The sequence below is a fragment of the Pseudomonas sp. A-1 genome (genome assembly GCF_004801855.1).
Classification (GTDB): domain Bacteria; phylum Pseudomonadota; class Gammaproteobacteria; order Pseudomonadales; family Pseudomonadaceae; genus Geopseudomonas.
This window is the reverse complement of the sequence record NZ_SSTC01000058.1, coordinates 1-15,092: the sequence shown is the minus strand read 5'-3', so window position 1 is coordinate 15,092 and position 15,092 is coordinate 1. Positions and strand designations below refer to the sequence as shown.

Here is a 15,092-nt window from a genome sequence, read left to right as displayed (position 1 = left end):
GCCATTGGGGGAAACAGTGGGGGATCGGGTGGGGCAATTTCCCCGATTTCATCCTGCCATCACCGCAACCTTCGACAAATCGCGGGCCGGCGCGCTGGCACGGCTCTTGCCGTATCTCAACTGGCTGTTATCGCGTGCGGTGACGAGGCATTTGTCCCGTGCCCAGGGTGAGCGGAGGCAGAGCAATGAACACCAACGACTCTTTCGAACAATCGCCGGGTGGCAGTCCGGGGCGCAGGCCCGGGCATCGGGCAGGTTATGCGGCGCTGCTGCTCGGTGGCGTCCTGCTGGCGATGGCCGGCTCCGTCCAGGCGGCCATCAGTTGCCAGCGCAATCTGGTGGCCGACGTGGTGGCGATCGACCAGCCGCTGATGTTCAACCGCCTCGGCGCGCAGAACGTCAACGGCATGATGTTCGCGCTGCGCCGCGACGTGATCGACGAGGACGACAGGCCGCTGCACAAGGGCGGCCGCGCGCTGCCGGGGCGGGTCCTGCTGCGCCCGGACAAGCGGCCCAAGCCGCTGGTGCTGCGGGTCGCCGAGGGCGACTGCCTGACCGTCAACCTGCAGAACCTGCTGGCCACCCGGGCCAACCCGCGCAAGGGCGAGGTGGTGCCTGAGCTGCAGATCGACGACCAGGTGACCGACCGCCACATCGGCTTCAAGGTCACCGGCATGCAGGCGGTCAACTCCATCGCCGACATTTCCGCCAACACCGGCAAGAACGGCAACTTCCTGCTGGCGCCCGGCGCCAGCCGCAGCTACAAGCTGTACGCCGAGAAGGAAGGGGTGTTCGTCGCCATCAGCGACGGCGCGACCTTCGGTGGCGAGGGCACCGCCGGCAACATCTCCAACGGCCTGTTCGGCCAGATCGTGGTGGTGCCCAAGGGCGGCAAGACCTATCGCAACACCCTGACCGAGGAGGAGATGCGCCTGGCCACCACCGGCCGTACCCAGGCCGGCCAGCCGATCATCGACTACGAGGCGCGCTACCCGATGCGCGAACCGTGGATCAGCGAGGGCAAGGCTGGGGCACCGATCGTCGCCATGGTCGACGGCAGCCAGATCGTCTCCAGCGAGACCGACGCGATCGTCATGGGCCCCAACGCCGACGGCAGCTTCCCGGCCAGCACCTACCCGCTGGAGCGCGTGGGCCAGCGCAACCCGGCGCTGCCCAACCGCCTGGAGGCGTTCCGCGACTTCTCCGCCAGCTTCCAGGACGAGGCCGTCGCGGCCCAGGCCTTCCCCGGCTACTGGCGCGACCCGGTGTTCGCGCACGTGCTGCAGCCGGTGCGCGACGCCTTCATGATCAACTACGGGGCCAACGGCGTGGGCGCGGAGGTGATCGCCAACCGCCTGGGCGTCGGGCCGATGCACGACTGCCTGTCCTGTGCCTACGAGGAGTTCTTCCTCAGTGCGCACACGGTCGGCGACGCCGCCATGCTGGTGGACGTGCCGGCCAACGTCGGCCTGGAAGGCCTGGCGCCGGGGCAGGTGCCGCCGCCGGAGGCGACCGGGATCAAGGCCTCCATGGCCCTGTACCCGTCCGAGCCGTCGAACGTGAACCACAGCTATACCGGCGACTTCGTGAAGATCCGCAACACCCATGTGGGCCACGAGCAGCACGTCTTCCACCTGCACGGCCACCAGTGGCTGTACAACCCCAACGACGACAACTCCGACTACATGGACGCCCAGGGCATCGGCCCGGGTGCGGGCTACACCTACGAGATCGCCTACGGCGGCTCGGGCAACCGCAACCGCACCGCCGGCGACGCCATCTACCACTGCCACTTCTACCCGCACTTCGCCCAGGGCATGTGGAACATGTGGCGGGTCCATGACGTGTTCGAGGAGGGCACCCGCCTGGCGGTGTCCGAGGAGGGCGACGACGGCTTCCACGAGCAGCCGTTCGCCCTGCGCAGCGGCCTGCCGGCGCCCGGCGCCCGCGCGCTGCCGGACGGCGAGATCGTCGCCGGCACACCGATCCCGGCCATCGTGCCGCTGCCCGGCAAGGCGCTGCCGCCGATGCCGGGCAAGGTCACCGTGGTGCCGAAGATCGCCCAGGGCGGCGAGGATGACGACGGGCGGATCGTCGGTTCGCTGGCCAGGGTCGACCGCAGCGAGACCAACCGCAACGCCGACGGCACCCTGAAGAATCCGGGTTACCCGTTCTGGATCGGCGGCATGGAAAGCAGCGTCGGCCAGCGTCCGCCGACCCCGCCGCTGGACATGCTCGATCCGGCCAAGGCCCAGGCGCTCAGGGACAGCGGCAAGGCCCTGTGGGCCAACCTCGACCCGACGCAGGCCGGCGGCTGGGACGGCGGCCTGCCGCGGCACTCGCTGGACGGCTGGTCGGCCGGCGGCGAAGCCGAGGTGACCACCAGCGCCCTGGACTTCTCCAAGATCATCGAGAAGGCCAAGCCGATCTACTTCCCCGAAGAGGGCACCGAGGTCGAGCAGGCCGCCATGGCCTTCCACGCCAAGCCCGAGCATCCCAGCTTCGCGGTGATGCCCGATCGCAGCGTGGTGGCGAAGAACTTCCGCACCAACGGCGCGCTGCCGGTGGGCGGGGCGCCGTTCTTCGAGCCGTGCATGGACGACCGCGGCGTGCGCCTGACCTCCTCGGCGGGAGCCGGGCAGTTCTTCGGCGGCAGCGGCCTGTCGTTCACCGGCTCCTCGACCTTCACCGCGGACCGACCGCGGGTCTACAAGGCAGCCAACATCCAGTTCGACGCGGTGTTCAACAAGGTCGGCTACCACTTCCCGCAGGCGCGCATCCTCACCCTGTGGGAGGACGCGGTCCCGGTGATCGACAAGCAGAAGCCGCCGGAGCCGCTGGTGATGCGGATGAACACCTTCGACTGCACCATGTACCACCACACCAACCTGGTGCCGGCCTTCTACGAGCTGGACGACTACCAGGTGCGCACGCCGACCGACGTCATCGGCCAGCACATCCACCTGCCCAAGTGGGACCTGACCTCCGCCGACGGCTCCGGCAACGGCTGGAACTATGAGGACGGCGTGCTCTCGCCGGTCGCCGTGGTCGAACGCATCCACGCCATCCGCGAGTACAACCACTGCACGGCCAACGACCCCCGCGAAGGCACCGCGGACTGCCCGGTGGCCAAGCAGCACCCGTACTTCGGCCGCTACAACCGGGCCGACTGGCTGGGCGCCCGCACCACCATGCAGCGCTGGTTCGCCGACCCGGTGGTCAACCGCTGGAACGTCGACCGGGGCCTGGGCAACATCTTCACCCACGACCACTTCGGCCCGTCCACCCACCAGCAGGTCGGCCTCTACGCCACCGTGCTGACCGAGCCGGCCGGCTCGCAGTGGTTCCATGCCGAGACCGGCACGCCGCTGTACACCCGCCAGGATGGCGGCCCGACCTCCTGGCAGGCGGTGATCGCCACCGGCGACCTGGAGGGCGACGGCAAGAACGACAGCTTCCGCGAGTTCTTCATGGAGTACAGCGACTTCCAGCATGCCTACGAGGCGGGCGTGTATGTCGGCGCCGGCCCGGACGGGGTGCCCAACCCGACGGCCTACCCGGCGACCGCCAACAGCTTCCGCTACGCGGTCAACCCGCCGATGCGCAAGAACTCCGCCCGGCTGCTGGAGTCGATGGTGGAAGTGGCCGGCGGCCAGGTGATCGGCTGCCCGGCCCGTCCGTGCCCGCAGGCCATCTCGGCCGACGACCCGGGGATCTTCGTGGTCAACTACCGGCATGAGCCGGTGGGCCTGCGGATCTTCGACCCGCAGCGCATCGCGCCCGACGGCAAGCCGGGCATGCAGGCGGCCGGCCTGGCCGGCGACCTGGCCTATGCCCTGCAGAGCCGTACCGACCGGGCCATCGCGGCGCTCAACCTGGCGCCCAGCGCGGTCACCCAGGCGGTCGGGCCGACCGGTGGCACCACCACCTTCCCGCCGCACATCAACGCGGCCGGCGACCAGCCGGGCGACCCCTTCACGCCGCTGCTGCGCACCTACACCGGCGACAACGTGCGGGTACGCATGCACGCCGGCGGCCACGAGGAGGAGCACAACGTCACCATCCACGGCGTCAAGTGGCTGCAGAACGGCACCGGCTACGGCAACAGCTCCAACTCGGGCTGGAAAGCCTCGCAGATGGTCGGCATCTCCGAGCAGATGGGCTTCGTCGCCCCGGTGGCGATGATGTCCAGCGCCGCCGCCGAGACCGGCGACTATCTGTACTCCATGGACGCCTCCCTGGAGGGCTACTGGAGCGGCATGTGGGGGGTGATGCGCAACTACTCGACCAGCCGCAACGACCTGTTCGCCCTGCCGAACAACCCGCGTCCGGTGGCCGCGCGCAATACCGTGGCCTTCGACGGCGTGTGCCCGCGCTACAGCCCCAACCCGACCGGCAGCGGTACCCGGCCGACACCCAAGCGCAACATCGAGGTGGTGGTGGCCCTGGCCAACGACATCCTCGACAACCCGCTGGGGCTGACCATCGGCGATCCGCAGGGCGCGGCCGACCATGTCGGCGGCCCGCTCAAGGCCAACGGCGGCACCCTGGTGTTCAACCCGCGGCGGGTGAGCATCCCGCAGGTCAGCGTGGTGGACGACGAGACCGGCCAGGTGACCACCGTCGGCGGCCAGAGCGGCCCGCTGCACGACCCGACCGCGGTGCTCTACGTGCGCAAGGACGACCTCGATCCGGCCACCGGCAAGCTCAAGGCCGGCGTCCCGGTCGAGCCGCTGGTCTTGCGTGCCGCGGCCGGCGACTGCATCACCGTGACCCTGGAGAACCGTCTGCCGGAAGCCATGCCGGACCTGCCGACCTACGCCATCATGCAGGGCGTGGTGAAGCGCGACCGCAACGGCCCGCAAGGCTCGACGACCTTCAACAACAACCTGATGCGCCCGTCCAGCCATGCCGGCTTCCATGCCCAGTTGCTGTCGTACGACATCACCAGGTCGGACGGCGTCAACGTCGGCATCAACCCGGTGCAGACGGTGCCGCCGCGCGCCGCCGGCCAGAGCGCCTGGCCGACCCGCAGCTACCAGTTCTACGCCGGGCACCTGGAGCGCGAAGGCAAGCCGGTGTCGCAGGTGGTGCGCAACGTCGACAACATCAACGCCACGCCCATCGAGTTCGGCGGCCTGAACCTGCTGCCGGCGGACCCGATCAAGCAGGCGCAGAAGGGCCTGTCCGGCGCCATGTCGATCCTGCCGGTCGGCTCCACCTGGACCGAGGACCCCGGCATGCGTGCCGCCGCCACGGTGCAGGCGCCGGGGCAGACGACGTTCCGCGACTTCTCGCTGATCTGGCAGAAGGGGCTGAACATGCGCTGGGCCAACGGGCGGCCGGTGGAGAGCATGTCGACCGAAGGCATAGGCGTGCCCAACGATCCGAAGGACAACTCGGCCATGGCGGTCAACTACAAGAGCGAACCCCTGTGGTACCGCTTCGCCAAGGCTCCCGACGCGCCCTTCGGGCATACCGGCTGGGGCGACATCCCCAATGCCCACATGGCCTACAGCAACGCCCTGGTGGGCGGCGACCCGGTCACGCCGATCCTGACGGTGACGCCCGGCCAGCCGTTCCGCACCCACGTGACCATGCCGGCGGGCGGCAGTCGCGGGGCGACCTGGCAGCTGGATGGGCATATTCATCCGCAGGAGCCGTATCAGTCGGAAAAAAACGACGCCAGTGGCTACCCTCTGAAGTATGCGGGCATCGGTTCGGTGCGCATCGGCAACAACCCGCTGTCGCGCTGGAGCGGCACCCAGGAAAGCGTGCTGCCGGCCGCGCACTTCAACTTCGTGTATCCGAGCGCAGGGGGGATGAACGCAATACCGGGGGACTACCTGTACCGGGACTACGCGGTGTTCGGCAATACCGGCGGGATGTGGGGGCTGCTGCGGGTAATCAACCAGCAGAGCGCCACGACGACCACCACTACCCCCCCCCGGAGGCGCTGACCGCATAACGCATAACAACAACACGGTGCGTTCGGCCGGCCTGGAGCTGTCAGCCAGGCCGGCCGCTTGCAGGAGCGAATGGGGGCGACGATCGTGAAACCCGTAGGCAGAAATGGATTTGGCGTTCTCTTGCTGTTTTCCGCACTCGGCCTGGCGGCCTCCGCCAGCCTGGCTGCCGAGCCCGGCGCCGGCGCGGCGGCGCAACCTGGCAATCCCAACCGCCTGGTGCGCAACGGCGTGGCGATCGAGTTCGAGGCCAGGCCGGTCGATACCGCCCGGCTGCTCGAAGGTGGGTTCGCCGACATCCGCTTCCGGCTGACCGATGCCAACAGCGGGCAGCCGCTGACCGGCCAGACGCCGGGCGCCTGGCTGGACCTGGCCGCCGTCGCCGGGGACAAGCGCGAGGCGATGTCGTGCCGGGCCAAGGTCGGCCTGTTCCTCAAGGGCACGCCGGGCATGCGCCCGATGCTCGACCTCAACAGCTATTACCTGCTGATCCTCAACAAGGACCCCAGCATCTCGGTGATCGACCCGCAGACCTCGGTGGGCGGCATCACCAGCACGCTCGGGCGCATCCAGCTCAGGCGCGCGCCCATGGACTGGGTCGCCAGCGCCGACGGCAAGCGCCTGTTCGTGTCCATGCCGGATGCCGGCGAGGTGGCGGTGGTCGATACCGAGAGCTTCAAGGTGATCGACAACCTCAAGGCCGGCCACGACCCGGTGCGCCTCGCCCTGCAGCCCGACGGCCGCTACCTGTGGGTCGGCAACAACGCGCGCCGCGAGGGCGACAGCGGGGTGACGGTGATCGACACCCAGACCCTCAAGCCGGTGCTGAGCGCCGCCACCGGCAAGGGCCACCACGAGATCGCCTTCGACGCCGCCTCGCGCCATGCCTTCGTCGGCAGCCGCGATGCCGGCACCCTGACGGTGTTCGACGTGGCCAGCCTGAAGACGGTGCGCGAGATCCGCACCGGCCCCATGCCGCTGGCGGTGGCCTTCTCGCCGCTGTCCGGGGCCGTCTACGTGGCCGACGGCAAGGCCGGCACCATCAGCGTGATCGACGCCGGCAGCCTGAAGCTGCGCAAGACCATCCAGGCGAAGCAGGGCATCGGCCCGCTGCGCTTCACCCCGGACGGCCGCTACGGCTTCGTCCTCAACACCCTGGAGAACACCGCCACGGTGTTCGACGCCGCCAGCGACGAGATCCTGCACACCCTGGAGGTCGCCGCCGAGCCCTGGCAGATCGCCTTCACCCGCGGCTTCGCCTACATCCGCGGGCTGGCCTCGCCGAAGGTGACCATGGTCGACCTCGCCTCGCTGGGCAAGGACCGCCAGCCCGGCGTGCTGGGCTTCGACGCCGGTCCGGCCGCGCCCAAGCTGGCCGGCGACCTGCCGCTGGCCTCGGGCATCGCCGCGGCGCGCGACGATGCCGCGGTGTTCGTGGTCAACCCGGTGGACAACACCACCTATTTCTACATGGAGGGCATGAACGCGCCGATGTCCGGCTACCTCAACCGCGGGCATACCTCGCGGGCGGCCACGGTAGTCGATCGCAGCCTGCGCGAGCTGGAGCCCGGCGTGTTCGGCGCGCGGGTCCAGCTGCCGGCGGCCGGCCGCTTCGACGTCGCCTTCCTGCTCAACCAGCCGCAGATCACCCACTGCTTCGCCACCGAGGTGGAGGCCAACCCCGAGCTGCAGCGCCAGTTGGGCGCGCCGCGGGTGGAGTTCCTCCTCGACAGCCCGACAGTCCGCGCCGGCTCGCAGGTGAAGGCGCGCTTCCGCGTCGTCCAGGGCAGCCCCAGCCAGCCGCGGACCGGGATACAGGATCTGCGCGTGCGCTACTTCCTCGCCCCGGCCTCGCGCCCGCGCGAGGTGGCGGCCAGCGAGGTCGGCGAGGGCGTCTACGAGGTCACGGTGGACGTGCCGGAGGTCGGGGCCTGGTACCTGCACGTGGGCTCGGACTCGCTGGGGATGAAGTACGGCGACCAGCCCTACGTCAGCCTGCGCGCCACCAGGGCCACCGGGACGCAACCATGATCCCGGGCGGCAGCCGCCCGGGTACAGCGGAGAACAACAACATGCACAGACTCCAACGACTGCAACTGGCCCTGGCCATCGCCCTGTGCAGCCTCGGCCTCGCCGCCGCGCCGGCCCAGGCCCACTCGCCGGAAGAACATGCCGGGCATCAGGGCCACGCGGGGCATGCCCGCCATGCCGCCGCGCCGACGCCGCCGGAAGACACCCGGGTGCGCTTCGCCGACGTGCTGCTGACCGACCAGCACGAGCGCCAGGTACGCCTCGGGGACGAGGTGGTGGACGACCGCATCGTGGTGATGGGCTTCGTCTACACCAGCTGCACCACGGTCTGCCCGGTGGTGTCGGCGATCATGCAGAAGGTCCAGATGCAGCTGGGCGAGCGGGCCGGGCGCGAGGTGCAGCTGGTGTCGATCAGCGTCGACCCGCTGCGCGACACGCCGGCGCGCCTGCGCGAGTACGCCAGCCTCTACAAGGCCGGGCCGGGCTGGACCTGGCTGACCGGCCCGGTGCCGGCGGTCAACGACACCCTCAAGGGGCTGGGCACCTGGAGCGCCGACTTCGAGAACCACACGCCGGTGATCCTGGTCGGCGACGCGCGCAGCGGGCAGTGGACGCGCTTCTACGGCTTCACCGATCCGGCGGTGCTGCTGGCCAAGGTCGAGGAGCTGAGCGCCCAGCGGCAGGACCACGAGGGGCATGAGGGGCACCAGAGCTTCATGGTCAAGGGAGAGCGGCCATGAGCCGGCGCCGCCGGATCGCCCTGGCGCTGGCCGCCTGCCTGGGCTCTGGCCTGCTGCAGGCCCACGAGGAGCACGCCGGCCACCAGGCGCCGCCCGCCGCCGGCCCGGTGGCGCAGGAGGTGAAGGGCGGCGGCACCCTGGATGCGCGCAGCTATTTCACCGATACCCAGCTGCTCGACCAGGATGGCCGCCAGGTGCGCTTCTACAGCGATGTGCTGCAGGGGCGGGTGGTGCTGCTCAACGTCATCTTCACCAGCTGCGAGGACGCCTGTCCGCTGATCACCCGCAAGCTGCGCGAGGTGCGCGAGGCCCTGGGCGAGGATGCCGGGCGGGTGCATTTCATCTCGCTGACCAGCGACCCGCAGAACGATTCGCCGCAGGCGCTCAAGGCCTATGCGCGCAAGCAGGGCGCTGACGATCCCAACTGGATCTTCCTCACCGGCAGCAAGGAGCAGATGGACGTGGTGCTGGGCCGGCTCGGCCAGCTGTCGCGCAGCCCCGAGGAGCATTCCACGCTGCTGATCGCCGGCGACGTGGCCAACAAGCGCTGGAGCAAGATCCGTCCGGATGCGCCGCCGCAGGCCATCGCCCAGCGCCTGCAACTGCTGACCCTGCCGGTGGCGGGGCGCTGACGCGCGGACGGGGGCTGGGGCGCAACAGACCGCCGAGTGGAGGAGCGACAGGGAGGAACGGGCATGGGTGCTATCCGGGCGTTGCTGTTGGGCGTGCTGCTGGGCTGGGCCGGCATGGCCGTGGCTCTGCAGCTGACGCCCGAGGAGGCGGCCGGCCGGCAGATCTACCTGCACGGCACCAGCGCCTCGGCCGATGCGCTCATCCACGCGCGCATCGGCGCCGCCGGCACCTCGATGCCGGCGGCGGTGGTGCCCTGCGCCAGTTGCCATGGCAGCGACGGCCGCGGCCGGCGCGAGGGCGGCGTGCGGCCGCCGGACATCACCTGGCGGCGGCTGAGCGCGCCCTACGGCCAGGTGCTGCCCAGCGGGCGCCGGCACCCGGCCTACGACGAGGCCGCCTTCGCCCGGGCGCTGGTCGAGGGGCGGGACCCGGCCGGCAACCGCCTCGACCCGGCCATGCCGCGTTTCGTCATGTCGCAGCGCGACATGGCCAACCTCACCGCCTACATCAAGCGCATCGAGGAGGATCGCGACCCCGGCCTGCACGAGGACGTGGTGCGCATAGGTACGCTGCTGCCGGCCAGGGGGCCGCTGGCGAGCCTGGGCCGGACCGTGGAGGCGGTGCTGCGCGGGGCGATCGGCGGCATCAACGAGACCGGCGGGGTCCACGGCCGGCGGCTGGAGCTGGTGATCGCCGACCCCGGCGCCGACCGCTCCAGCGCGGAGGCGGCCCTGCGCGAACTGATCGAAAGGCACGACGTGTTCGCCCTGGTCGCGCCACTGGCGCCGGTGCTCGAGGGCCACTACGGCGAGCTGCTGGCGCCGGCCGGGATGCCGCTGATCGGTCCGCTGGTGCAGTTCGCCGATGGCGCCGACAGCCGTTTCGTCTTCGAGCCTCTGCCGGGGCTGCGCGAGCAGCTGTTTGCCCTGGCCGCCTACGCCGACGACCAGCTGGGGATGGGCGATGGGCAGACGCTGATCGCCTATCCGGACGAGCCGCGCCACCGGGAGCTGGCCGAGATGCTGGCCGGGCACCTGCAGCAGCGCGGCTGGCGCAAGGTGGGGCTGATGCGCTACGGCGGCGCGCCGGCCAGCCTCGACAGGCCGCTGGCCGGCGAGCTTGCGGCGGTGTTCTTCCTCGGCCTGCCCGAGGCCTTCGTCGCCCTGGCGACGACCCTGGATGAGGCCGGCCAGGCGCCGCTGCTGTTCGCCTCGTCGAACCAGGTGGCCGGTTCGGCGCTGGGCATTCCGGCGCGCTTCAGCGGCCGGCTGTTCCTCGCCTATCCCTTCCTGCCCGGCGACTGGACGCCCTCGGGCAGCGCGGCCCTGCAGGCGGTGCGCCGGCGCGGCGGGCTGAACGGTCAGCACGCGGCCCTGCAGGTCAGCACCTACAGCGCCGCGCTGGTGCTGGTCGAGGGACTCAAGCGCGCCGGGCGCGACGCCAGCCGGGAGAAGCTCTTGACCGCGCTGGAGAACCTGCACGCCTTCCAGACCGGCGTGACGCCCGAACTCGGCTTCGGGCCGGGCCGGCGCATCGGCGCGCCGGGTGCGCACATAGTGACGGTGGATCTGCAGCGCAAGCTGTTCCGTCCCACCGGTCGTTACCTGAAGGTGGAGACGCCATGATCAAGGGACTCTTCCAGGCGCTGATGGCGCTGTTTCTGGTCCTGCTGGTGGGCTACGAGCTGTCGGCGCAGGAGTACGGCAGCGCGGCGCGGGTCAATGGCGCCGAGATCAGCCAGTTCCGCCTCGAGCGGCACTTCGAGGACTACCTGCGCGAGCAGCAGCGCAGCGTCGCGCAGATCCGCAACCCTTCGGTGTACAAGCGCCTCAAGCGCGAGGCGCTGGAGCAACTGATCGACAAGGAACTGCTCTGGCAGGAAGCCCGGCGGCTGTCCATCGAGGTCGGCGACGAGGAGGTGGCGCGCGCCCGTGCCGCGGTGGCGGCAGGCTTCGCCAACCCGGCCGCCTTCGAGCGCCGGCTGCAGGCGGCCGGTTTCGACGAGGCGGGCTACGCCGCCTACCTGCGTCGCGAGATCGCCGCCAGCCGCGTGCTCGACCGCCTGCTGCCCGTCGTCACGGTCAGCGACGAGGAAGTGCGCAGTTTCTACCAGGCCCTCGGCACCCAGCTGCAGGCTGCCGGCGCGGAGCAGGGCGGCGACGAGGCCCGGCGGCTGGCCGTGGTCCGCCAGTTGCTGCTCGCCCGGCGCACCGCCGAGGCGCGCCAGGCCGTGCTCGAGCGGCTGCGCGCCGGAGCCCGCATCGAGCGCCTGGTGCCGCTGTAGCGGCCGGGGCGGTTTTCCCCACTTTCGGGGAAAACCGCCGGAGAAAATGGGGGATGGCCCGCGCCCCGCTCCGCGTTGCCCCCAAGCATTTCCCCCACGTCCTTCGCGCTCAAAATAATCCTTTCCAGATCAATGACTTGAGAGTCCATTGCGGGCGCCTCGGCGCTGGCGTGGAGCGTGCATGGACGAGCGTGCGATGGCGAGCGGCCCGCTGGCCACAGGCATCGCAGGAGGTGTGCGCAGCTTGCGGACACCCGGCCCCCAGCGTATCCGGAGTCCCAGCCGTGGATGCCTTCTCCATACCCAGTGCGGCAGTCAAGGTTCTGGTCGTCGAGGACGAGTCGGTCCTGGCGGAGAACATGAACATCTATCTGTCCGCCCTGGGCGGCGAGGTGCGGGTGGCCAGCGATGGAGCCAGCGCCGTAGGCCTTGGCTGCAGCTTCGCGCCGGACGTGCTGGTGCTCGACTACAGCCTGCCGGACATGACCGGCTTCGAGGTGCTCGATGGCCTGCGGCGCTGTGGCTGCCTGTCTCCCTGCGTGCTGATCACCGCCCATCCCGGGCATCGGGTCAGCGAGGAGGTGCGTCGGCGCGGTATCGCGCATGTGCTGTTCAAGCCCTTCGCGCTGGCCGATCTGGCTGCCCAGGTGCTCGGGGTGACGGTCGGCCGCCGCTGAGGGGCGCGCGGCCGTGCGGAGTTGCAACGCCAACTATACTCAGTCTGCCGGACGGGGTCGGAGAGCATCACCATGGATCGAGTGATAACAATAACTACACCTGCGCCGAACGTTTCCGCCGAGATCCATCCAGAGCGCATCGAGACCGTCCAGCTGCATGCCGCCCGCGAGCGGGCCGCGGCCAGCGGGCGGCGGGTGCTGGACGAGCTGGAGGAGGGGCTGGAGGGCGAGCCTGCGGAGTTCATCCGTCGTCTGGGGGCGACCCTGTGCTATCCGGTACTGGCCGGCGATGCGCTGTTCGCCTGCGCGCCGCTGTTCGACCGGGTCTCCCTCGCCCAGGCGCTCAAGCGCGAGTTCGCCCTGGTCAGCCGCGACGGCGAGACGGTCGGCGTGTTCAGCGACCCCTTCGATGCCCAGCGCCTGGCCTGGATCGACGAGCAGCTGCGCGGCGCACCGCTGTACCTGGTGCATCCGGCCGACCTGGCCGGCTACCTGGCCCGCCATGAGGAGGACTTCCACGCCGTCGAGTCGCTGGCCGGCGAGGCCGAAGGCAGCGTCGAGGTGGAGGCGGTCGAGACCCTGTCGCTGGCGCAGATCAGCGAGGACGCCAGCGTGGTGGTCAAGCTGGTCAACTCGACCCTCTACGACGCCCTGAAGATGCACGCCAGCGACATCCACCTGGGCGTCACCGGCAACGGGCTGGTGATCAAGTACCGCATCGACGGCGTGCTCAACGGCATCAGCCGGGTGCCGGGCGCGGAAGTGGCCGAGCAGGTCATCTCGCGGATCAAGGTGATGGCCGAGCTGGACATCGCCGAGAAGCGCGTGCCCCAGGACGGCCGCTTCAAGGTCGGCATCAAGGGCCGGCAGATCGACTTCCGCGTGTCGATCATGCCGAGCATCTTCGGCGAGGATGCGGTGCTGCGGGTGCTCGACAAGCAGGACCTGAGCGACCAGATCAGCGGCGTGCGCCTCGAGGCGCTGGGCTTCGACGAGCCCACCAAGCGCACCCTGCGCCGCCTGGCCGGCGAGCCCTACGGCATGGTGCTGGTCACCGGCCCCACCGGCAGCGGCAAGACCACCACGCTGTACGCGCTGATCAGCGAGATCAACCACGGCGTCGACAAGATCATCACCATCGAGGATCCGGTCGAGTACCAGCTGGCCGGGGTGCTGCAGATCCCGGTCAACGAGAAGAAGGGCCTGACCTTCGCCCGAGGCCTGCGCTCGATCCTGCGCCATGACCCGGACAAGATCATGGTCGGCGAGATCCGCGACCCGGACACCGCGCAGATCGCCGTGCAGTCGGCGCTCACCGGCCACCTGGTGTTCACCACCATCCACGCCAACAACGTGTTCGACGTGATCGGCCGCTTCGTGCAGATGGAGGTCGATCCCTACAGCTTCGTCTCCGCCCTCAACGGCATCCTCGCCCAGCGCCTGATCCGCCTGGTCTGCCCCGGTTGCGCCCAGCCGCACCAGCCCGACCGCGAGCTGCTGCTGTCCTCCGGGCTCGATCCCGAGCGGGTCGGCGACTACCGCTTCGTGCACGGCACGGGCTGCGGCCGCTGCCGCGGCACCGGCTACCGCGGGCGTACCGCCATCGCCGAACTGCTGCTGCTCGACGACGAGCTGCGGCAGATGATCATCGAGCGCCAGCCGATCACCCAGGTCAAGGAACTGGCACGCCGCCGCGGCCTGCGTCTGCTGCGCGAGTCGGCGCTGCAGCTGGTGCGCGAAGGGCGGACCTCACTGGAGGAGATCAACCGTGTCACTTTTGTCGCCTGAACGCTATATCGCCGTCCTCGGCGCCACGCGGGTGCAACTGGTGCGCCGCCGTGCCGGCCAGTTGCTCGACCTGGGCAGCGCCGACTACGCCAGCCGCGACCTCGGCGACTGGGCCGCTCCGGCCGACGCCCTGGAGCGCCTGCTGGCCGGCCAGCCGCGCCGGCGCGGCAGCCTCAGCGTGGTGCTGTCCGAACATTTCGCCCGCTTCACCCTGGTGCCCTGGAGCGAGGCCATCGTCTCGCCTGCCGAACTCTGTGCCTATGCGCGCCTGCGCTTCGAGGAGATCTACGGCAGCGATGCGGCCGGCTGGGCGCTGCAGCTGTCGCCGGAGGCGGCCGGCCAGCCGCGCCTGGCGGTGGCCGTCGCCAGCGGCCTGCTCGACCGGCTGGCGGCACTGGCCAGGGGGGCCGGGCTGCGCCTGGCGTCGGTGCAGCCCTACCTGATGAGCGCCTTCAACCGCCTGTGCCGCCCGCTGGCCGGCGACGACTTCCTGTTCCTGCTGGCCGAGCCGGAGCGCAGTTGCCTGCTGGTGGCCCGCGAGGGGCGCTGGGTGGCGGTGCGCTCGGTGGCCGGCAGCGACGCCGATGCGGCGCTGGCCGTGCTGCTGGAGCGGGAGAGCGAGCTGCAGGAGCTGGATGCCAGCACGCCCACGGCGATCTACGTGCATGCGCCGGGGCGTCCGGACCTGATGCCGGCCAGGGTGCACGGCGTGCGGCCGCAGGTGCTCGGCGCGCCGGCGCGCGGCCCCTCCGGCGAGGCGGTCAACCCCCTGTGGGCCATGGCGGCGACGGTGAACTGAGATGAAGACCAAACGGATGCGGCCCCTCGATCTCGACTTCCGCCGCCCGCTGGCCGGCCCGGCGGGCTGGCTGCTGCTGGCCGCCGGGGTGCTGCTGCTCGCCCTGGTGCTGCTGGCCCGCCAGCAGCTCGCCATGGCCGGCGCCGCGGCGCGTGCCGACCTCGCGGAGAGCGA

Annotated in this window: 9 protein-coding genes; all 9 read left to right on the top strand. The window is 70.5% G+C overall.

From position 1 onward, the window contains the following. Window positions 1-293: 293 nt before the first annotated feature. The 9 genes from mnxG to E5198_RS13890 all read left to right on the top strand — a co-directional run bounded on the left by mnxG (window position 294) and on the right by E5198_RS13890 (window position 14,918). Entirely contained in the window at window positions 294-5,960 is a 5,667-nt protein-coding gene (mnxG, locus tag E5198_RS13930) for a manganese-oxidizing multicopper oxidase MnxG (RefSeq protein ID WP_136490611.1), read from the top strand. A gap of 78 nt (window positions 5,961-6,038) precedes the next feature. After that, window positions 6,039-7,997: a beta-propeller fold lactonase family protein gene (locus tag E5198_RS13925; RefSeq protein WP_372239888.1), complete on the top strand. Its 1,959-nt coding sequence runs from the start codon at window positions 6,039-6,041 to the stop codon at window positions 7,995-7,997. A 41-nt stretch (window positions 7,998-8,038) separates the two neighbouring features. Further along, window positions 8,039-8,737 (top strand): SCO family protein, encoded by a 699-nt coding sequence (locus E5198_RS13920; protein WP_136490597.1) that lies wholly within the window; start codon window positions 8,039-8,041, stop codon window positions 8,735-8,737. Next, complete coding sequence (locus E5198_RS13915; RefSeq protein WP_136490596.1) at window positions 8,734-9,369, top strand: SCO family protein; 636 nt, start codon at window positions 8,734-8,736, stop codon at window positions 9,367-9,369. Before E5198_RS13920 ends, E5198_RS13915 begins: the two co-directional genes overlap by 4 nt. A 63-nt stretch (window positions 9,370-9,432) precedes the next feature. Continuing rightward, a complete protein-coding gene (locus E5198_RS13910; RefSeq protein WP_136490595.1) occupies window positions 9,433-10,995 on the top strand; it encodes an ABC transporter substrate-binding protein in 1,563 nt (520 codons plus the stop codon). Beyond that, window positions 10,992-11,654 (top strand): SurA N-terminal domain-containing protein, encoded by a 663-nt coding sequence (locus E5198_RS13905; protein ID WP_136490594.1) that lies wholly within the window; start codon window positions 10,992-10,994, stop codon window positions 11,652-11,654. The genes E5198_RS13910 and E5198_RS13905 overlap by 4 nt, the downstream gene beginning before the upstream one ends. A gap of 284 nt (window positions 11,655-11,938) precedes the next feature. Further along, complete coding sequence (locus tag E5198_RS22020) at window positions 11,939-12,331, top strand: response regulator transcription factor (RefSeq protein WP_256659114.1); 393 nt, start codon at window positions 11,939-11,941, stop codon at window positions 12,329-12,331. Window positions 12,332-12,403: 72 nt separating this feature from the next. After that, complete coding sequence (locus tag E5198_RS13895; protein WP_136490592.1) at window positions 12,404-14,119, top strand: GspE/PulE family protein; 1,716 nt, start codon at window positions 12,404-12,406, stop codon at window positions 14,117-14,119. After that, complete coding sequence (locus tag E5198_RS13890) at window positions 14,100-14,918, top strand: hypothetical protein (RefSeq protein WP_178084076.1); 819 nt, start codon at window positions 14,100-14,102, stop codon at window positions 14,916-14,918. Before E5198_RS13895 ends, E5198_RS13890 begins: the two co-directional genes overlap by 20 nt. The last annotated feature ends 174 nt before the right edge of the window (window positions 14,919-15,092 follow it).